Origin of the sequence: Micromonospora sp. NPDC000207 (assembly GCF_040300925.1) — a bacterium.
In the GTDB taxonomy this organism is placed as follows: domain Bacteria; phylum Actinomycetota; class Actinomycetes; order Mycobacteriales; family Micromonosporaceae; genus Micromonospora.
The window spans coordinates 1-19,990 of sequence record NZ_JBEPEQ010000020.1; the positions used below are offsets into that span (position 1 = coordinate 1).

Genomic DNA, 19,990 nt, shown 5'->3' on the forward strand with positions numbered 1-19,990 from the left:
GCTCGCGCAACGACCCACCGGCCCCACCGGTCGGCACCCCGACGTCGTCCGGGACCACCGACGACGGTCCGGGGCCGGGCGAGCCCGCCGACCCCCCGGCCTCCCCGGGAACTCCCCCGGCCGGGTTGAAGCTGCGTGACACCCGGGACACGGTGGTGTTGAGCTGGCGTTATCCGGTCGGGGCGGAGGGGCCGGTGGTGGTCTCCGGCAGCCGTACCGGTGAGGAGCCGCGCGCCTTCACCGAACTCCCGGCGGGCAGCGACACCTACACCGTCCACGGTCTGGACCGGGGCGTCGACTTCTGCTTCACGGTCGCCGTCGTCTGGTCCACCGACTCGGTGGGCCGCTCCCGGCAGGTCTGCACCGACCGCCGCTGACCCTCCGCCCGCATCCGACCCTTCCGGTCAGCGCGCCGGACAGCCGCCGTCGGGCAGGGGGCGCGCGGCGGCCGGGTCAGCAGCCGGGTTCCGGGCGGCACGGCGGAGACGGCGGCGGCGGTGGCGGTGGGGTGGCCCGGGCCGGAAGGTGGACGGTGACCCGGAGGCCGGGGGCGTCCGGGAGGTCGGCGAGTTCGACCCGCCCACCGGTACGGCGGACCAGGTCACGGACGATGGCCAGCCCCAACCCGGCACCCCCGGCGTCGCGCGCCCGCGCGTCGTCCAGCCGGGTGAACCGACCGAAGACCCGCTCCCGGTCGGCGGGCGGCACGCCGGGACCGTCGTCGGTCACCGTCACCCGGTGGTACGCGGCCTCCCGCACCCCGTCGACGTGCGGCTGCACCGCCAACGACACTGCGGTACGGGCGTGCCGCACCGCGTTGTCGACCAGGTTCGTCAGGACCCGGTGCAGTTCGTCGGGGTCCCCCTCGGTCCAGGCCGGCTCACCTGTGGCGGCCTCGCCCCGTACCGGTGGCGAGGGGTATCGGGCGGCGACGGCGGTGAGCAGGGCGTTCAGCTCGACCGGTCTGCTCCGGGGTGGGGACTCGGTGGCGTCGAGGCGGGCCAGCAGGAGCAGGTCGTCGACGAGACGGCTGAGCCGCTCGGTGTCGGTGAGGAGGTTCTCCGACACCGTCGACCAGTCGGTGCGGTCGCCGAGCCGCTGGGCCACCTCCAGCTCGGTCCGCATGTTCGTCAACGGGCTGCGTAGCTCGTGTGCGGCGTCGGCGACGAAGGCGCGCTGCCGGTCCCGGGCGCTGGCCAACCGGTCGAGCATGTCGTTGAGTGTCACCGCCAACCGGTGGATCTCGTCGTGTGACGCCGGTACGGGCAACCGTCCCGTCCGGGCGCTGCCGGTGATCTCGGCCGCTCCGCTGCGCAGCGCCTCCACCGGGCGCAGGGCGGCACCGACCACCCGCCAGGCGACCACCGCGAGCAGCGCCACGAACAGGGGAAACGCCACCACGAGGAGGTTGCGCACCACCCGTACGCTCTGGTCCACGTCCGTCGTCGACTTGCCGACCAGGACGGTCAACGGTTCGGCCGTCGTGCCCACCGGCACCGCCACCACCCGTACCCGTCCGTCGAGCCCGAGCCGCTGCCCCGACACCTCGGTACGCTGCGGCACCCCCTGGTCGATGCGGTCGACGGGGAGCATCGGGACGAGCCGGTCGGCGTCGATGGAGGCGGCGACGACCCGCCCCTGGGCGTCGACGACCTGGACCCAGGAGGGTCCACCGGCCACCGGGAGGGGGTCGGGCAACGCGTCGGCGGCGGCCAGTCGGGCGACGGTGTCGGCGGTGCGCAGCGCCTCCGTGTCGACGATGCGCTGCAACGTGTAGTCGAGTACGCCGAGCAGCAGCACCCCGCCCGCTCCCAGGCCCAGGGTCAGCCCGAACACCCCGAGCACCATCAGCCGGGACCGCAACCCCCACCGCCTCGGCGTGAGCAGAGGCCCCTTCCTGTCTCGGAAGCGACGAGAAGGGGTCCTTCCCTCCGTCATACGCGGGGGGTGAGGCGGTAGCCGGCCCCACGGACGGTCTCCAGACGGTCCCGGCCGATCTTGCGGCGCAGGTAGCCGACGTAGACCTCCACCGCGTTCGGGGCGGTCTCCAGGCTGTCGTCCCAGACGTGGTCCAGCAGTTCGATCTTCGAGACCACCTCGCCGGGGCGGCGGATCAGGTACTCCAGGAGGGCGTACTCGCGGGCGGTCAGGGCGACCTCGACGTCGGCCCGGGTGACCTGTCGGCGGGCCGGGTCGAGACTGAGGTCGCCGACTGTCAACACGGCGGGCCGCTCGGGTGCCCCGCGCCGCAGGAGCGCCCGCAGCCGGGCCAGCAGGACCACGTACGAGAAGGGTTTGGTGAGGTAGTCGTCGGCTCCGCAGTCCAACCCGTCGGCCTGGTCGTACTCGCCGTCCTTGGCCGAGAGCATCAGCACCGGCAGCCACTGCTGCTCGGCCCGGAGCCGTCGGACCACCTCGTACCCGGACAGGCCGGGCAGCATCACGTCGAGGATCATCGCGTCGTAGCCGCCGCCACGGGCCGCGTCGAGACCGGCGGGCCCGGTCCCGGCCACGTCGACGGCGAACCCCTCGGCCTGCAGGCCGCGTTGCAGGGCGGCCGCCAGCCGCGCCTCGTCCTCCACCACCAGCAACCGCACGGGTCAAGGGTGCCACCCGTTCGGGCTCCCGGCCGTACGTCCTCAGCCTGCTCACAGGGGGCACCCGGCACCATGGGGGACGGAGGTGCCAGATGTCCGTCCTGAGAAGTCGTCCCGTCCTGCGTTGGCTGGTTCCCGCAGCCGCCGCCGTCACAGTCATCGGCGGAGGTGCCGCGATCGGCACGTTCGCCGCCCAGGCCGAACCGAGCCTGCCGCCCCGAAGCGCCGCCCAACTTCTTGTCGACATCCAGACCGCACGGCTGGAGGGGCTCTCCGGCACCGTGGTGCAGCGCGCCGACCTGGGCCTGCCCCCGCTGGCCGGGCTGGCCGCCGGCGGCAACGACCTGCTCGCCCTGGCCACCGGCACGCACACCCTGCGGGTCTGGCACTCGGGGCCGGACCGCCAGCGGGTCGCCCTGGTCGACACCCTCGGTGAGCGCAACATCGTCCGTGACGGCCGGGACCTGTGGACCTACGACAGCCGGACCAAGTCGGCGACCCACCGGACCCTGTCGGATTCGGGCGAGGAGCAGGTCCCGCCGAGCCTGCCGGCCACCCCGAAGGAGGCCGCCGACGCGGCCCTGGCCGCCATCGACCCGAGTACGGAGGTCAGCGTCGGCCGCTCCGCGACGGTCGCCGGGCGGGACGCGTACGAACTGGTCCTCAAGCCGCGGGACGAGGCGTCCCTGATCGACCAGATCCGGGTCGCCGTCGACGCCGAGGAGTACGTCCCGCTGCGGTTCGAGGTGTTCGCCGACGCCGCCGACCGGCCGGCCTTCGAGGTCGCCTTCACCCAGATCGACTACCGCCGCCCGGACGCCGACCAGTTCCGGTTCAACCCGCCGCCGGGCACCACAGTCACCGAGCAGTCGACCGGGGACAAGCCCGACCGGGACGGTTCCGGGCCGGGACGCCCGTCCGCCGACGAGCCGGGGCACCCGGGCGCGGGGGACGTGACGAGCGTCGGTGAGGGGTGGACCACCGTGGTGGTCGCCGAGCTCGACACCGACGAGGTCCCGAAGCCGGAGGCCGGTGACGCCGGGCCCGGTGGGGTGGTGGACGCGCCGGCCCTGATCGGCGGGTTGCCCGAGGTCAGCGGAGACTGGGGCAAGGGCCGGTTGTTCAGCACCAAGCTGGTGAACGTCCTGCTCACCGACGACGGCCGGCTGCTGGCCGGAGCGGTCACGCCGGAGCGGCTCTACCAGGTCGCCAAGGGCTGACCAGCGCGTACGACACACCCGGGGTCGGGTCGGCACCACGCCGACCCGACCCCGGCGTCGTCGTCGGGGTCGGTATCGGTCGGGCGACGGGCCAGGCGGGGCACAGAGCCAGGCGGGGCCGCGTCGTCGAGGCCGGGGCGGCTTCGTCTGTGGGTGGAGGGTGGGGTGCGAGACTGCTCGGGCACGGTGTGGGCTTGGCCGGAGGCGGCACGGCACGGTAGATTGACCCGTTCAGAAACGCAAAAAGGAATGGCGCGCGGCCATTCCTGCAAGGATCCTAACTTCCGAGGAGACAGCTTGTCAAGACACTCCGACGCCCCCGGTGAGCTGCCCTCCGTCGACGAGATCGACAGCGAGCAGGAGTACGTCTCGATGCTCTACGGCCGGTTGGACGCCCTCCGGGAACAGGCCGCCACCCGACTCACCGAGGCGCTGCGGAGCACCGGCGGCACACTCCAGGACCGCTCCCAACGCGACAGCTCGGTACAGATGTACACCGAACAGGTCGACCAGTACGCCGCAGTCGAGAACGGTCTCGCCTTCGGTCGACTCGACACCGACGACGACGGCCGGCACTACATCGGCCGGATCGGCATCTTCGACCCCAGCGACGACTACGACCCCCTGCTGATGGACTGGCGGGCCCCGGCCGCCCGGCCCTTCTACCTCGCCACCGCCGCCAACCCCCAGGGCGTACGGCGTCGACGCCACCTGCGGACCCGACGGCGTACCGTCGTCGGCCTCGACGACGAGGTCCTCGACCTCGCCACCGCCACCCCCAACGGCCACGAGGAACTGACCGGCGAGGCCTCCCTCCTGGCCGCCCTCAACGCCGGACGCACCGGGCGGATGCGCGACATCGTGGAGACCATCCAGGCCGAACAGGACCAGGTCATCCGCGCCGACCTGCCCGGCGTCCTCGTGGTCCAGGGCGGGCCCGGCACCGGCAAGACAGCGGTGGCCCTGCACCGGGCCGCGTACCTGCTCTACACCCACCGCCGGGAACTCTCCAGCCGGGGTGTCCTGCTGGTCGGCCCCAACGCGACGTTCCTGCGCTACATCTCCCAGGTCCTTCCCGCCCTCGCCGAGACCGGGGTGCTCCTGCGTACCCAGGCGGATCTCTTTCCCGGGGTCAGCGCCCGGCGCACCGAGTCCGCCGAGGCCGCAGCGGTCAAGGGCCGCCCGGTGATGGTCGAGGTCCTGGCCGCCGCGGTCCGGGACCGGCAGTGGGTGCCCGACGAGCCGTTGGAGATCGAGGTGGAGCGGGAGGCGCTGCACCTCGACCCGCAGACCTGCCGCGCCGCCCGGGACCGGGTCCGACGCTCCGGTCGACCGCACAACCTGGCCCGACCGCTGTTCGACGTCGAGATCGTCCACGCCCTCGCCGCGCAGGTCGCCGAGCGGATCGGCGCCGACCCCCTCGGCGGGGACAACCTCCTCGCCGAGGCCGACATCGCCGAGATCCGCCGCGAACTCGCCGAGGAACCCGGGGTACGGGCCGCGCTCGACGAACTCTGGCCGGTGCTCACCCCGCAGCGCCTGCTCGCCGACCTGTTCGCCGACCCCGACCGGATCGCCACCGCCGCACCTCAGCTCACCGACGCCGAACGGGACCTCCTCCACCGGGAACCGGGCGGGTGGACCCCGGCCGACGTCCCGCTGCTCGACGAGGCGGCCCACCTGCTGGGTGAGGACGACCGGGCCGCCGCCGCCCGCCGGGACCGCATCCGCGTCCTGCAACGGGAGTACGCCGAGGGCGTCCTGGAGATCTGGAGGGGTTCCCGCTCCATCGACGTGGAGGACGAGGCCGACGGCGGCGAGATCCTGGGCGTCACGGACCTCATCGACGCCGACCGGCTCCTGGACCGCCAGGAGGAGTCCGAGCGGCTCACCACCGCCCAACGGGCCGCCGCCGACCGGACGTGGGCGTTCGGACACGTCATCGTCGACGAGGCACAGGAGTTGTCGCCGATGGCCTGGCGGCTGCTGATGCGGCGCTGCCCGAGCCGGTCGATGACGATCGTCGGGGACGTGGCACAGACCGGTGCCCTCTCCGGCACCCCGTCCTGGGGTGACGCGCTGGAGCCGTACGTGGCCCAGCGCTGGCGGCTTGAGGAGTTGACTGTCAGCTACCGTACGCCGGCGGAGATCATGGCGGTCGCCGCCGACGTACTCGCCGAGATCGACCCGGCGTTGACCCCACCCCGCTCGGTACGCAGCAGCGGCGTGCCGCCGTGGGACCGTACGGTGTCCCCCGACTCGCTCGTCCGGGAGGCGGTGGCAGCGACCGCCAAGGAGGCCGTCGACCTCGCCGAAGGCCGACTCGGGGTGATCGTCCCGGCCGGACGGGTCGCCGACCTGGAGGCCGCCCTGGTCGGCGAGGTGCCCGAGGTGGCGGTCGGGGAACACCCCGAGCTGGAGAGCCGGGTGGTCCTGCTGACCGTGGCGCAGGCCAAGGGGCTGGAGTTCGACAGGGTCCTGGTGGTCGACCCGGCCGGCATCGTCGCCGAGTCCCCCCGGGGCCGCAGCGACCTGTACGTCGCCCTCACCCGCGCCACCCAACACCTGGGCATCCTCCGCCCTCGGTGAAAGGAGGGGCCCCCTGTTAACGCGTACGGCATAACGGGGCACCCCTCTCACACCCCGTCCACCCCCACCGCCGGACCGGTGGTGGGGGGTGGACGGAGCTCAGTCGTCGGTGAACCCGCCGATCTGGCTGGCCGACGAGGACTGGTCGCTCGTCGGACCGCCGGCCGGCGTACTCATGCCCCCCGTGGTGGCGTCCCCGGTGGTGGTCGGTGCCACCCGCCCGGGGTGCTGCTCCGGTTGCCGGGCGACCCGCCGGACACTCGCCGGTCCGGCGGTTCCCCCGGTGGTGGTCACCGCACCCTGACCTCGGGTGGGTCCACCGTCCCGCAGCACCTCCGGGTCGATCGGTACGTCGGCGGGGTCACCGGGGTCGACGTCCTGGATCACCCGTTCCACGTCGGTCTGGGGGACGGTGACCTCGTCGAGCGCCCCCGCGCCGTACTGGTCCCCGAGAATCCGGTCCTCGGCCTTGCGGGCGGATTCCCGCATCGTGTCGTCCTCACGCACCACGATCACCTCGCAGAAGTGTCGGCAACTCCCTGCCTGCCCGCCCCCACCCCCGCCAAACCTCGACACCTACCCACGGAGGTGCGCGGCGAATGCCTGGCAGCGCGGGCGCTGCCCACAAGGTGTACGGCGAATGCCTGGCAGCGCGGGCGCTGCCCACGGCTGGGTGAGTAGGAAGGCCGTCTCCACCGGTGGCGTCGAAGGGGCCCTTCCCTCCCGAGGGTCGCAGAGATTGTCGGGGGTGGGGGCGGTTACCTTCCCCCTGGCCTCGGGTAGACCCGACGTGCCGCCGCCGAGCACGTCGACCGTGCCGTGGCAGAGACACGGTAGCGGGGCGGAGGACGCACTCATCGCATCCGAGGAGGACAAGATGAGCACGCAGGCTGCATCCACCAGGCCGGCCAACCGGTCCATGCAGGACATGCCGACCCGTTCGATGGACCCGGCGCAGAACCGGGCCATGCAGAACGCGGAGACCCGGCAGATGGCGGCCATGAACGACGGCCACCGACAGCCGATGATCTCCCCTGGTACGGAGACCAAGCCGGCCTTCGCGACCACGGAGTTCTGGGTCTACATCGCTGCCGTGGTAGGTGTGCTGGCCGCCTCGCAGCTGGTCGGTCAGAACGCGCAGGGGGTGGACATCTTCCGCGCCCCGCAGGCCTGGTTCTTCGTCACGCTGCTGACCATCGGCTACCTGGGTAGCCGTGGCCTGGCCAAGGCCGGGAGCAACTTCCGCAGCGGTCGGGAGCGCAAGGGCAAGCACTGACCTGCGAGCACCGATGGCCTCCGGGGTGACCACCCCGGAGGCCATCGTCGTACGCGGGGCGCCGAGGTCCACGTCGACGACCCGCCACACCGCCGTCGCGTGACCGGCACACCCCACATGCCCCGGCCACGTCGGCGGCGGGTTACTCCTCGCCGCCGAAGTCGTCGCCACCGGCGAAGTCGTCGCCGCCGTCCTCGTCGTCACCGTCGAAGGCGTCGGCGACCATTCCGCCGACGACCATGCCGCCGACAGCGCCGATCGCCGCTCCGGCCACCACGCCGCCCATTCCGACGCCGCCGCCACGGCCCTGCTGGTGCTGCGGGTAGCCCGGGGCACCGTACCCGGCCTTCGCGGGGTATCCGGGGGCACCGTAACCGGCCGGGGCACCGTAACCGGGCTGCTGCGGGGGGTAGCCGGGCGCACCGTACCCGGCCTGCGGCGGGTAGCCCGGGGCACCGTATCCGGCCTGGGCCGGGTAGCCGGGGGCACCGTAGCCGGCCGGGGCGCCGTACTGGGCGCGGAGGTTGCCGAAGGCGGCGGTGGTCTCCTGGAGCCAGCCGTCCACCACCTGGACCCAGTCGCCGCGCTCGGCGTCGCTGTGCGGCACCGAGTACCTGCCGAAGACGTCGTGCCCGGGGCGCAGGAACCCGCCCCGCTTGTCGCATTCCAGGACGATGTCGACGCCGTGCGGGTTGGTGACGAAGGTCAGTTCGACCTCGGTGATGTTCTGCGCGTACTGCGGGGCCGCGAAGTACTCGATCTCCTGGTAGAAGGGCAGGGTCTGGTTGACGCCCCGGATGTGCCCCCGCTCCAGGTCGGCGTTCTTGAACCGGAACCCGAGCGCCAGGAACGCCTCCAGGATCCTCTCGTGCACCGGCAGCGGGTGCACCGCCACCGGGTCCAGGTCACCCTTGTCGACGGCGCGGGCGATGGCGAGCTCGGTACGCAGACCCATCGTCATCCCGTGCAGGCGCTGGCCGTACACGTCGGTGATGGGGGTCTCCCAGGGCATCACCAGCTGGAACGGGATGGACATCTGCTGCTTCGGGGCGAGCTGGAGGGGCCCGCTGACGGTCATCCGGTGGAACTCCATCGTCCCGGCGTACTCGCTGTCGCCGCTCTCCATCTCGACCCGGGTGACAAGCCCGAGGGTGATGTGCTCGATGTTGGTGGCGGCGTCCCCGCCGACGAGGTTGACCTGCCCGTCGAGCGGCATCCCGGGACGGGTGTTCGGGTTGGCCAGGACCGTGTCGACACTCGGACCGCCCACACCGAACGCGCTGAGCATCTTCTTGAAGACCATCGAAACTCCCGTACGAGGCACGCCGTGGTCCACCGTGGACCCCGGCCATGGCTCACAGACCCTAGGGGGACCCCCTGTGAAGTGTCTGTGAGCGACCACGGCGTGTCAGGAAGAAGTGTTTCCCTCGCGTCACACCGGCCGGGTCACTGATGGCGGCCCGCCGTCCGCTGCTGGTCGGTGTTCTGCCGTTGCAGATGAGCAGGGGTGGCAGTTGCGCCGCCGGGGCCGGACCGGCCGGAGGCCGTGCGGGTGTCGGCCTGGGTCGGTACCCGCATGGCGGCGATGGAGGCGTACGGGTTCTGCTCCAGGCTGGGGCTCGACGGGGGGCTGTCCGACGTCGGCAGGCCGAGGAAACTGCCGAGCTCACGCCTACTGGCCGGATCCCTGCTGGTCAGTGGAGTGGTGGCAAAGGAGTCCGACTGCGCGGCGTAGACGTCGGGATCCTTGTAGGGGGGTGCCGTATCCTCGGTTCGCCGGGAGTCGGGAGCCGGCCGAGCGAAAGCACGTCGAGCCTGGAGGATCCTCTCCGCCCGTTGTGCCTGCACCGGGTCCAGGTCGTACTGCGCCTGTCGGTAGGTGGGTAGTTCCGACATGGACTGGTCCCCGGCCTGGCCGTCGAGACCCTGCTGCTGGTAGTTGCCGTAGTTGTGGCTGGGTCCGGACATCTCCTGGCTCCCCGATCTCGTGGGGGACGGATTCATTCGGATCTCCGTTCGGTCGGGCCGCAGCGGTCGCGCGACTCACAGAGATTACGAACATCGGCGCGACGGGTTCAACGGCGCATCGGTGACCATCGTCATCCGGTGACGGTGTTTCACTCCTCCGGCGGGGAGGATTCGCGGATCACCGCGATCTCCCCGGCCGGGACCGTCACCTCCGGGTCGTGGGTACGCCCGGTGAGCAGGTCCGTGCCGGTGGCCTCCACAGTGACGTCCTGCTCCGTGTGGTTGATCACGAACAGCCAGCTCTGCCCGTCGGTGCGGCGGCGGACCACCTCCACCTCGGACGGGCTCGGTACGGGCGGCTGCACCCCGGACTCGGTGACCAGGCGGGCCACCAGTCGGGCCGTGCCCGCCCGGTCGAGGCGGGTGCCGACGTACCAGGCGACGCCGGAACCGTACGGGTGTCGGGTGACAGCGGGTACGCCCGCCAGCGGCCCGTCGGCGTACCCGGACATCACCTCGGCGCCGAGGGGGTGCAGCAGCTCCGCCCAGACGTCGGCGGTGCAGCCGTCGTCGAGGTTGACCCGCTCCCCCTCGCCCAGAGGGAAGAACTCCTCGGTGCGGACCCCGAGGAGGTCCCGGAACGCACCCGGGTACCCGCCGAGACGGATGTGGTCGTGCTCGTCGACGATGCCGCTGAAAAAGGTGACGAGCGCGGTCCCGCCCTGGCGGACGTAGCGGTCCAGGGCGTCGACGTCGGCGTCACGGACCAGGTAGAGGGTGGGCACCACGACGAGCCGGTACCCGGTGAGGTCGGCCGAGGGGTGGACCACGTCGACAGTGGTGCCGCACCGCCAGAATGCGTCGTACCAGGAGCGCATCCGCTCGGCGTAGTCGAGGTCCACAGTCGGGTGGGCGTCCAGTTCGGCACCCCACCGGGCCTGCGCGTCGACCAGGATCGCCACGTCGGCGTCGACCCGGCTGCCGCGTACCTCCCCGAGTGCCCGCAGGTCGGCACCGAGCCGGCAGACCTCGCGGAAGACCTTCGTCTGGGTGCCCGCGTGCGGGACCATCGCGGAGTGGAACTTCTCCGCCCCGGCGCGGGAAGCCCGCCACTGGAAGAACAGCACCCCGTCGGCGCCCCGGGCCACGTGGGCGAGGCTGTTGCGGCGCAGCTGCCCGGGGGTCTTCGCCAGGTTGCGGGGCTGCCAGTTCACCGCACTCGTGGAGTGCTCCATCAGTAGCCACGGCGCACCCCCGGCGACACCACGGGTCTGGTCGGCGGCGAGCGCCAGGCCGACGTGCGCCTGCGGGTCGGCGGCGGTCAGGTAGTGGTCGTTGGAGACCAGGTCCATGTCGTCGGCCCAGCTGTGGTAGTCCAGGTACCGTCCGCCGTCACCGAGCATGAGGTTCGTGGTCACCGGGTGGCGCGTCAGCCGGTGCAGGACCTCCCGTTCGGCGCGCAGCTGCGCGCGGTGCTCGTCGGAGGAGAACCGGAGGAAGTCGAGTTGCTGGGTGGGGTTGACGAAGGTCGGGGCGGTACGGGGCGGGTTGATCTCCGCCCAGTCGTGGTACCGCTGGCTCCAGAAGGCGGTGCCCCAGGCCGCGTTGAGCCGGTCCAGGTCGACGTAGCGTTCCCGCAGCCAGCCCCGGAACGCCTCGGCGCTGACGTCGCAGTAGCAGTGGGTGTTGTGGCAGCCCAACTCGTTGGAGACGTGCCACATCACCACCGCCGGATGGTCGGTGTACCGGGTGGCGAGCGCTTCGACGAGCGCCAGGGACCGCTGCCGGAACACCGGCGAGCTGGGACAGTACGCCTGCCGGGCGCCGGGCCACAGCAGGGTCCCGTCGGCGCGTCGGGGCAGCGTCTCCGGGTGCCGGTGGGCCAGCCAGGGCGGTGGACTGGCGGTCGCGGTGGCCAGGTCGACGGCGATCCCCCCGTCGTGCAGCAGCGCCAGGACCCGGTCCAGCCATTCGAACTCGTACCGGTCGGGGGTGGGTTCCAGCATCGCCCAGGAGAAGATCCCGACGGAGACCAGGTTGACCCCGGCCTGGCGCATCAGCTGCACGTCCTCGGCCCAGGTCGACTCCGGCCACTGTTCCGGGTTGTAGTCCGCACCGAACCGAAGTCCGTCGGCGTGCCAGATCCCCATGTGGGCTGAGCCTGGCACCCGGACCGACCCCCGTCAATCGTCGGCGCACCGCGTGGCGGACAGTGACCCGATGACCATTGTTCACCTGAGTCGGGGCGATACCCGGCTGGTGCTCGACTGTCGCGGCGAGGGTCTGCCCCGGATCGTGCACTGGGGAGCGGACCTGGGTCCGGTCACCGGGGCCGACCTCGCCGCACTCGTCGAGGCGGTCCGCCCGCCCGTCGTACCGAGTGGCTTCGACGCCCCCACGGTGCTCTCCCTACTGCCGGAGGCGAGCGCCGGGTGGGGCGGCCGGCCCGGTCTCGCCGGTCACCGCGACGGCACCGCCTGGTCCACCGCGTTCCGGCTGGTCGACGTGGACGTCGCAGACGCCCCGGAGCAGACCGCCCGGGTACGGGTCCGGGCCGTCGACCCGGACGCCGCGTTGACCCTCACCGTCGAACTGGACCTGGACCCGACCGGGTTGCTGACCGTCCGCCACCGGGTCCGCAACGACGGCACCACCGCGTACGAGGTGCGGGAGCTGGTCCCGGTGCTGCCGGTCCCGCCGGTCGCCACCGAACTGCTCGACCTGACCGGCCGGTGGTGTCGGGAACGAAGCCCGCAGCGGCACCCGTGGCAGATGGGGACCTGGGTCAGGGAGGGCCGGCACGGGCGGACCGGGCACGATGCGACCCTGCTGCTGGTCGCCGGGGAGCCCGGGTTCACCTTCGGCCGGGGCGAGGTGTGGGCGGTGCACACCGCGTGGAGCGGCGACCACGTCACCTTCGCCCAACGGCAGCCGACCGGGGAGTCCACCCTCGGCGGCGGTGAGCTGCCGGCCCCCGGGGAGGTACGGCTCGCCCCGGGCGAGGAGTACGCCACCCCCCTGCTGTACGCGGTGCACTCCACCGAGGGGCTGGACGGGATCAGCGCGGTCCTGCACACCCACCTGCGGTCTCGCCCGCAGCACCCGGGTACGCCCCGACCGGTGACCCTGAACGTCTGGGAGGCCGTCTACTTCGACCACGACCTGACCCGGCTGACAGCGCTCGCCGACGTCGCCGCCGAGGTGGGGGTGGAGCGGTTCGTCCTCGACGACGGCTGGTTCACCGGCCGCCGACACGACCGGGCCGGGCTCGGCGACTGGTACGTCGACGACACCGTCTGGCCCGACGGGCTGCACCCGTTGGTCGACCACGTCACCGGGTTGGGGATGGAGTTCGGGCTCTGGGTCGAACCGGAGATGGTCAGCGAGGACTCCGACCTGTTCCGCAGCCACCCCGAGTGGGTGCTCCGGGTCCCGGGGCGGCTTCCCCCGTCCTGGCGTCACCAGCAGGTCCTCGACCTGGTCGAACCGGCCGCGTACGGGTTCGTGCTCGACCGACTCGACGGGCTGCTGGCCGAGTATCCGAAGATCGCGTACCTGAAGTGGGACCACAACCGGGACCTGACCGAGGCCGGTCACCAGGGTCGCCCGGCGGTACGGGCACAGACCCTGGCGGTGTACCGGCTCCTGGACGAGCTGCGACGTCGACACCCGGCTGTGGAGATCGAGAGCTGCGCCTCCGGTGGGGCCCGGGTGGACCTGGAGATCCTGCGCCGCACCGACCGGGTCTGGGCCAGCGACACCAACGACGCCCTGGAGCGGCTGCCCGTCCAGCGGTGGACGGGGTTGTTGCTCCCGCCGGAGCTGATCGGCACGCACGTCGGTCCGGAGCGGTCGAAGACCACGGGCCGTCGGCACGACCTGGGTTTCCGGGCGGCGACGGCGCTCTTCGGCCACAGCGGGATCGAGTGGGACCTCACCTCGGTCGGGCCCGCCGACCGGGCGGAGCTGGCGGCCTGGGTCGCCCTGCACAAGCGGCTCCGGCCGTTGCTGCACTCCGGTCGGACGGTCCGGGTGGATCATCCGGACCCGGCGGTCTGGGTGTACGGCGTCGTCGCGGCCGACAGGTCGGCGGCGGTGTACGCGGTCGCCCAGCTGGCCACCTCGGCGACCCGGGTCCCCGTCCCGGTACGCCTGCCCGGGTTGGATCCGCACCGCCGATACCTGGTCCGGCCGGCCGAGGGGGTGCCCGGCCCGGCGGTCCTGCAACGGGACGCTCCGGGATGGCTCGCCGACGACGGGGTGGTCCTCACCGGGGCGGCCCTGGCCACCCTGGGCCTGCGACCTCCGGCCCTGCACCCCGAACAGACCCTCGTCCTGGAGCTCACCCCGGCCACCTGACCCGGACCCGTCCCGGTGGTCACGGGGTCGGCGGGTCGCACCGCCGACCCCGTGATCGTCACCCGGGGGTCAGGGTCAGGTGGCGTTGCAGGAGAGGGTGGGGGCGGGGTTGGAGCCGTTCCAGGTGCCGATGAAACCGAAGCTGGTGCTGGCACCGGCGGCGAGTCGACCGTTGTAGGACACGTTGCCAGCCGTCACGGTGGAGCCGCTGCTGGTCACCGTGGCGTTCCAGGCCTGACTGACGGTCTGGCCGTTGGCGTACGTCCAGCGGACCACCCAGGAGTTGATCGGCGACACCCCGGCGGTGATCTTGACGTCACCCTGGAAGCCGCCCTGCCACTGACCGGTCACCGAGTACGTGGCGGTGCACCCGATGCCGACCGGCGGGCTGGTCGGCGGGGCGGTCGGGGGCGTGGTCGGCGGGGCGGTCGGGGGCGTGGTCGGCGGGGTGCCGGTGTAGACCGACGCCTCGCGGGCGGTCTGCTTGATGCCGTTGGTGCCGTTGAACAGGCGCTGACCCCAACTGCTGAGGTCGGCCGGGTTGAAGTTCACCGCCAGGTCGAGGTACTCCACGCCGCCGCCGTTGCCACTCCACGACCAGCCCAGCCAGCCGATCCGGTTGGCCTGGGTGTACGACAGGATGGCGTCCTCGTCCGGGTCGCCGTCGGAGTGGTTGTGCCCGAACTCGCCCACCACGATGGGCAGCTTCGCCGTCCGGAACCGGCCCAGGTAGTCGCTGATCTCGGCGGCGGTGTCGAAGACGCCGTACATGTGGATCGAGAAGACGGTGTTGCGCTGCGGGTCGGCGGCGAAGACCGACGCCGCGTTGTCACGCATGGTGAACGACCAGTCCTGACCCCAGTTCGGGCCGTCGACCATGATCGTGTGGGCGAACCCGGCGGTCCGCAGCCGCTTGATCGCGTTGGCGGTGTCGGTGGCCCAGGTGCCGTAGTTCTGGTTGCCGTACGGCTCGTTGCCGATGTTGACGATGACGTACTTCTCCTGGCCGGTCAGGGCGCTCTGGACGCTGATCCAGTAGTCGACCGCCTGGCCCAGGGTGGCCGCGCCGGCCTGTTCGCCGTACCCGGTGGTGTCGTGCACCTCCAGGACGCAGATCAGGCGGTTGGCCTTGCACAGCGACACCACGTTGGCCACGTCGGCGGCCTCGTTCTTCGTCCAGCGCTGACCGCTGGCGAGCACCACCCGGACGGTGTTGGCACCGAGGGCCTTGATGTTGGCGAACGAACTGGTCTGCTGCTGGTACCAGGTGTGGGCGTGGTTGACGCCCCGCATGACGAACTCGTTGCCGTTGGCGTCGTACAGCTTGCCGTCGGAGACTGTGAAACCGGCGGCGGCTCGGGCCGGCTGACCGACGAGGAGGATTCCGGCCAGGAGCGCGAACAGCGCGATCCCGGCGGTGATCAGACGTTTCTTCATGGCACTCCTCAGGGACGGGTCCCCCGGTGCCCAGGTGGGGGTGCGGTCGTGACAGGGGCCGGCGGCTGCAGCCCGACAGCCACCGTCCGGCTCCGGCGGACGCGGCATCAGCTGCCGGCGGCCGGGCAACCGGTTCACACGCTCGGGTCCTGCGACGCGGTGTGGCCTGTGACGACCCAGGGTGACGAGCCGCCACAGGCGCGCCATCCCCACCACAAGGATGTCCGCCAACCCGGCTGAACCGGTTAAGCCGGAACCTTATCCATCGACACCCATCACGTCAAGCGACACTGCGCGCCCCCCGACAGCAAGCGCGAAACGGCGGCGGACGCCGGACGGCGGCGGACGGCGGCGGGCGGGCGGCGGGCGGACGGCGGTGGGCGGTGGGCGGTGGGCGGACGGCGGTGGGCGGACGGCGGTGGGCGGTGGGCGGTGGGTCCCGGCCGGGTGGGTTGACCGGCGAAGCCGGGGGTATCCGAGGACGTTGCGTCGCCCACGAGACGGGTCGTCGGCGAGCGAGTCGAGTGAGGAGCGCCCGAGATGGTGACCGTCGGCTACACCCTCATGTGCGAGCAGGCCGGCCCGAAGCAGCTGGTCGACCACGCGGTACGGGCGGAGGCGGCCGGCTTCGACCAGCTGGTCATGTCCGACCACTACTACCCGTGGCTCGACTCGCAGGGGCACTCACCGTACGCCTGGTCGGTGTTGGGCGCCGTCGCCCACGCCACCTCCCGGGCCGAGCTGATGTCCTTCGTGACCTGCCCGATCCGGCGCTACCACCCGGCCGTGGTGGCCCAGAAGGCGAGCACGATCGGGGTGCTGTCGGACGGTCGGTTCACCCTCGGGCTGGGCGCCGGGGAGAACCTCAACGAGCACGTGGTCGGCGGCTGGCCGCACGTGCAGCAGCGGCACGAGATGTTCGAAGAGGCGCTCCAGATCATCCGTCCGCTGCTCAACGGCGAGACGTTGACCTTCTCCGGAAACCACTTCGACGTACCCGACGCCTACGTCTGGGACCGGCCGCAGCGCCCCGTACCGCTGGCGATCGCGGCCTCCGGGCGGTCCTCGGCGACCCTCGCCGCCGAGTACGGCAACGGCATCATCGCCACCGAACCCGACCGCCGCATCATCGAGATGTACGACGAGGCGGGCGGCATGGGCCAGCCCCGCTTCGGTCAGGTGGCCATCTGCTACGGGCCGGACGAGGCGGAGTGCCGCAAGACCGTGCACGACCAGTTCCGCTGGTTCGGCAACGGCTGGAAGGTCAACGCCGACCTGCCCAACCCGGAGGCGTTCGCCGCGGCGACCCAGTTCGTCCGCGAGGAGGACGTGGCCGAGGGCGTCTCCTGCGGCCCGGACGTCGACAGGCACGTCGAGGCGTTCGCCAAGTTCGTCGAGGCCGGCTTCACCCACGTGGCGATCGTGCAGGTCGGCGGGGACAGTCAGCCGATGTTCCTCGACTGGGCGCGCGAGGAACTCCTGCCCCGCCTCCGGCGACTCTGACCCGACCCCGGTCCGCAGGCCACACCCCTGCCCTCAACCTTTCCGCCCCCTCGACCTTCCGTCTCTTCGCCGCTGTCCGCCCTTCGCCGCTGTCCGCCCTCTCGCTTCCCGCCACCTCGCCACTGTCCGCCCCTCGCCACTGTCCGCCCTCTCGCCACTTCCCGGGAGACCACCATGCGCGTCGGCAACACGGAGATCCGGTTCCTCGGCGGCGGCCTCGGCTGCCTCGGCATGATCCTCTTCTCCATCCTCGCCTCGATCCTCCTCACCATCCTCGTCAACACCCTCCTCTAACCACCCCAAACCCCCACCCACCCCCACCCCTCCCCCGGGGTCCGGGGTCGGGGGTCGGGGTCAGGGCCCCTCCTCCGGGGTCCGGGGTCCGGGGTCCGAAGGGTTGATCAAGGGATTTGCGTCAGATCCGGCCTGGAACCTGACGCAAATCCCTTGATCAACGCACCGGGGCCGGGGGCAGGACCGGGGCCGGGGGCGGGGTGGGGTTCGGCCGGGGTGGGGGTTAGGGGTGGAGGGGGAGGGTGAGGGTGGTGTGTAGGGGGTAGTGGTCGGAGGCCCACTCGGTGTCGCCGCCGCGCAGGACGGTGACGGTGGTGGCCAGGCGAGCCAGGGACGCGGTGGCGTGCAGGTAGTCCAGGCGCATGCCCCCGGCGAACTCCGGTCCCCCGCCGGCCGTCGTCGGGACCGTCTGCCCGGGGTCGCCCGGGTTCCGGGCCGCGTACAGGTCGACCAGGCCGGCGGCGGCGAGGCGGGCGGTCGCCCGGGTCTCCACCGTCCGTCCGTCGCGGCGCAGGTGACGACGCTGGTACGCGGTCGGCAGCCCCGCCACCCGGGCGGTGTGGTCGGTGTCCGGGGCGAGGGTGTTGAGGTCGGCGGCGAGTAGCGCCAACTCCCCCGGGGCGCGGCGGACGGCGGCGGCCAGCCATCCCGCCTCCACCAGCCGACGGGTTCCCGAGTACGGGTCCAGGTGGGCGGCCAGGACGGTCAGCGGGCCGGCGGAGGTGGCCACAGTGACCCGCTGGGCGGCGTGGTGGAACGGCCGACGCAGCGGGGCGACGGTGAGGACCCGTAGCGGTGGGCGGACCGCCACGGCAACCGGTTGCCCGAAGAGGCTGCGGGCCGGGTACAGCCGCATCCCGATCGCCGAGGCGAACCGCCGGGCGTGGTCGTCCCGGTCGAACCCGCGCAGTTCCTGGAGGGCCAGCAGGTCGGGGCGGTGGGCTTCGACCACCCGGGCGACCGCGTCCAGTCGCCCGGTCCCGCCGTCGGCGTCCCGCCCACCGGTCCGGATGTTCCAGGTCATCACCGTCAACATCGCGACCACCCGGCAGCCACCGACCCGGCACCGATCGTCCAGGTCATCACCGTCAACATCGCGACCACCCGGCAGCCACCGACCCGGCACCGATCATCCAGGTCATCACCGTCGACATCCCGTCCACCAGGTGGTCGTCGGCTCAGTGCGGGTGGGCGGCCTTGGCCAACTCGTCGTCGAGGGTGTCCACGTCCTCGGACTCGATGGCCGGCTGGTTGCCCTCGTCGACGTCGGCGTTGGGGCGGACCACCCAGTAGAGCAGGCCGATCCAGGCGGCGGTGAGCAGCATCGCGCCCATGAAGTCGGTCGGGTGGTGCATGCCCCGGTACATCCGGGAGATGGCCACCCCGACCGGCATGACCACCGCCAGGGCCACGAAGACCCACCGCCACCACCTGTCGGTACGCGGGAAGACGACGACCGCGATGGCCACCCAGAGACACAGGGTGGCGGCGATGTGGCCGGACGGGAACGACGAGGTCGGAATCGGGCCGTCCAGGTTCTCGATCGGCGGCCGGGGCCGGTCCACGGCGGCGGCCGTGGCGAGGAAGAGGGTCAGCTCGCCGAACATGGTCAGCGCGACGAACAGCACCGGTCGCCACCGCCGCCACACCGCCAGCACCAGGGGGCAGAACACCATGGAGATCAGCAGGATGGCGTGGGTGTCACCGATCTTGCTCCACCAGTGGCTGACGTCGTCGCCGAAGGCGGTGCGCTGGGCGTCGAACCAGGCGGGGACGTCGGTGTCGAGGGTCTCGAAGAAGGTGCCCCCGGCGTAGTAGCTGACGTACATGCCGAAGCCGTAGAGCAGCCCGAAGATCAGCACCCAGCCGACGACCAGTTCGGCGATCCCGGCGCGGGTGTGCGGGAGCAGCTTCTCCTCCTCCGGGGCCAGGGCCACGTCGCGGGCCGCCTCCGGCTCCAGCCCTTCGGTCAGGTGCGCCACGGGCCGCCCCCGTTCCAGACGCCACAGCCGGAACGCGTACGCGGTCACGCCCAGCCAGGCCGCGCCGAGCAGCCAGGCCCCGAGCACGTCGGAGAGGAAGTGGACGCCGAGAGCGACCCGGGTGAAGCCGATGAGGAAGACCACCAACCCGGTCAGGGCGATCGCCGGCTTACGCCAGCGGGGGGCCATCGCCGGGAGGAAGACCAGCAGGATCGCACCGTAGGCCACCATCGAGCCCAGGGCGTGCCCGCTGGGGAAGCTCTGCCCGGCGAAGTCACCGATCGGCACCTCCACCTCGGGGCGGAACCTGTCGACGAGGGTCTTCAGCGACGGATCGAGGATCAGCGCGCCGAGGCCGGTGACGATCACGTAGACCGCCAGGCGTCCCTGCCGACGGATCAGCAGGCCCACCACCGCCACGCTGACCAGCCAGATGATCACCGGGCGGCCACCGAGGTCGGTGATCGCCGTCAGGACCGTCACGAGTGGACCGATCGGTGCCACCAGCTCGTTGAGCCGGGCCGCGACACCGTGGTCGACGTCGTACAGGGGCTGCCACTCGACCCGGACCAGGACCAGCAGGAGTCCGAACCCGACGCCCGCCCCGAGGATCACCAGGAGTCCGAGGAGACTTCGTTCGGTGAAATGTCCCAGTGGCCGCCGCAGCAGCTCTTTGACCCCGGTCACGGCAGCCTCCCTCGCACGTCCTGGCGTGCCGCGCATTACCCGATGCCCGCCTTCGATACACCAGGACGGCGCGGCGGG

14 protein-coding genes and 1 pseudogene are annotated in these 19,990 nt (G+C 72.1%); 6 read left to right on the plus strand and 9 right to left on the minus strand.

The features are described 5' to 3' along the window. Positions 1-377, plus strand: a pseudogene (locus tag ABT336_RS07320) (tetratricopeptide repeat protein); the annotation flags it as partial. 76 nt (positions 378-453) lie between these two features. Here ABT336_RS07320 and ABT336_RS07325 read toward each other — a convergent pair. Both ABT336_RS07325 and ABT336_RS07330 read right to left on the minus strand, forming a co-directional pair. Further along, positions 454-1,848 (minus strand): sensor histidine kinase, encoded by a 1,395-nt coding sequence (locus ABT336_RS07325; protein ID WP_350895700.1) that lies wholly within the window; start codon positions 1,846-1,848, stop codon positions 454-456. 86 nt (positions 1,849-1,934) lie between these two features. Further along, a complete protein-coding gene (locus ABT336_RS07330; protein ID WP_350895655.1) occupies positions 1,935-2,597 on the minus strand; it encodes a response regulator transcription factor in 663 nt (220 codons plus the stop codon). Positions 2,598-2,689: 92 nt separating this feature from the next. On the opposite strand from ABT336_RS07330, the gene ABT336_RS07335 reads away from it, so the two are divergent. After that, positions 2,690-3,817 (plus strand): LolA family protein, encoded by a 1,128-nt coding sequence (locus ABT336_RS07335; RefSeq protein ID WP_350895656.1) that lies wholly within the window; start codon positions 2,690-2,692, stop codon positions 3,815-3,817. A 297-nt stretch (positions 3,818-4,114) separates the two neighbouring features. Beyond that, the gene (locus ABT336_RS07340; RefSeq protein WP_502891126.1) at positions 4,115-6,406 is read left to right on the plus strand and encodes a HelD family protein; all 2,292 of its coding nucleotides are present in this window, start codon (positions 4,115-4,117) and stop codon (positions 6,404-6,406) included. Positions 6,407-6,505: 99 nt separating this feature from the next. Here the strand turns inward: ABT336_RS07340 and ABT336_RS07345 are convergent, their stop codons facing one another. After that, the gene (locus tag ABT336_RS07345) at positions 6,506-6,913 is read right to left on the minus strand and encodes a hypothetical protein (protein WP_350895657.1); all 408 of its coding nucleotides are present in this window, start codon (positions 6,911-6,913) and stop codon (positions 6,506-6,508) included. Between the two features lie 370 nt (positions 6,914-7,283). Between ABT336_RS07345 and ABT336_RS07350 the strand changes: the two genes are divergently transcribed. Then, entirely contained in the window at positions 7,284-7,682 is a 399-nt protein-coding gene (locus ABT336_RS07350) for a hypothetical protein (protein WP_502891127.1), read from the plus strand. Between the two features lie 142 nt (positions 7,683-7,824). On the opposite strand, the gene ABT336_RS07355 is transcribed toward ABT336_RS07350, so the two are convergent. The 3 genes from ABT336_RS07355 to ABT336_RS07365 form a co-directional block, all read right to left on the minus strand. Continuing rightward, the gene (locus ABT336_RS07355) at positions 7,825-8,985 is read right to left on the minus strand and encodes a sporulation protein (protein ID WP_350895658.1); all 1,161 of its coding nucleotides are present in this window, start codon (positions 8,983-8,985) and stop codon (positions 7,825-7,827) included. 143 nt (positions 8,986-9,128) lie between these two features. After that, the gene (locus ABT336_RS07360) at positions 9,129-9,650 is read right to left on the minus strand and encodes a hypothetical protein (RefSeq protein WP_350895659.1); all 522 of its coding nucleotides are present in this window, start codon (positions 9,648-9,650) and stop codon (positions 9,129-9,131) included. A 149-nt stretch (positions 9,651-9,799) separates the two neighbouring features. Continuing rightward, a complete protein-coding gene (locus ABT336_RS07365) occupies positions 9,800-11,800 on the minus strand; it encodes a beta-galactosidase (protein ID WP_350895661.1) in 2,001 nt (666 codons plus the stop codon). A gap of 70 nt (positions 11,801-11,870) precedes the next feature. Here ABT336_RS07365 and ABT336_RS07370 point away from each other — a divergent pair, with 70 nt between their 5' ends. Further along, a complete protein-coding gene (locus ABT336_RS07370; RefSeq protein WP_350895662.1) occupies positions 11,871-14,009 on the plus strand; it encodes an alpha-galactosidase in 2,139 nt (712 codons plus the stop codon). 75 nt (positions 14,010-14,084) lie between these two features. On the opposite strand, the gene ABT336_RS07375 is transcribed toward ABT336_RS07370, so the two are convergent. Then, positions 14,085-15,446 (minus strand): cellulase family glycosylhydrolase, encoded by a 1,362-nt coding sequence (locus tag ABT336_RS07375; RefSeq protein ID WP_350895663.1) that lies wholly within the window; start codon positions 15,444-15,446, stop codon positions 14,085-14,087. Between the two features lie 540 nt (positions 15,447-15,986). On the opposite strand from ABT336_RS07375, the gene ABT336_RS07380 reads away from it, so the two are divergent. Continuing rightward, positions 15,987-16,949: a TIGR03557 family F420-dependent LLM class oxidoreductase gene (locus ABT336_RS07380; RefSeq protein ID WP_350895664.1), complete on the plus strand. Its 963-nt coding sequence runs from the start codon at positions 15,987-15,989 to the stop codon at positions 16,947-16,949. Between the two features lie 517 nt (positions 16,950-17,466). Here the strand turns inward: ABT336_RS07380 and ABT336_RS07385 are convergent. Together ABT336_RS07385 and ABT336_RS07390 are read right to left on the minus strand one after the other, a co-directional pair. Further along, positions 17,467-18,279: an endonuclease/exonuclease/phosphatase family protein gene (locus tag ABT336_RS07385; RefSeq protein ID WP_350895665.1), complete on the minus strand. Its 813-nt coding sequence runs from the start codon at positions 18,277-18,279 to the stop codon at positions 17,467-17,469. A gap of 142 nt (positions 18,280-18,421) precedes the next feature. Further along, entirely contained in the window at positions 18,422-19,912 is a 1,491-nt protein-coding gene (locus tag ABT336_RS07390) for a phosphatase PAP2 family protein (RefSeq protein WP_350895666.1), read from the minus strand. Positions 19,913-19,990 lie beyond the last annotated feature (78 nt).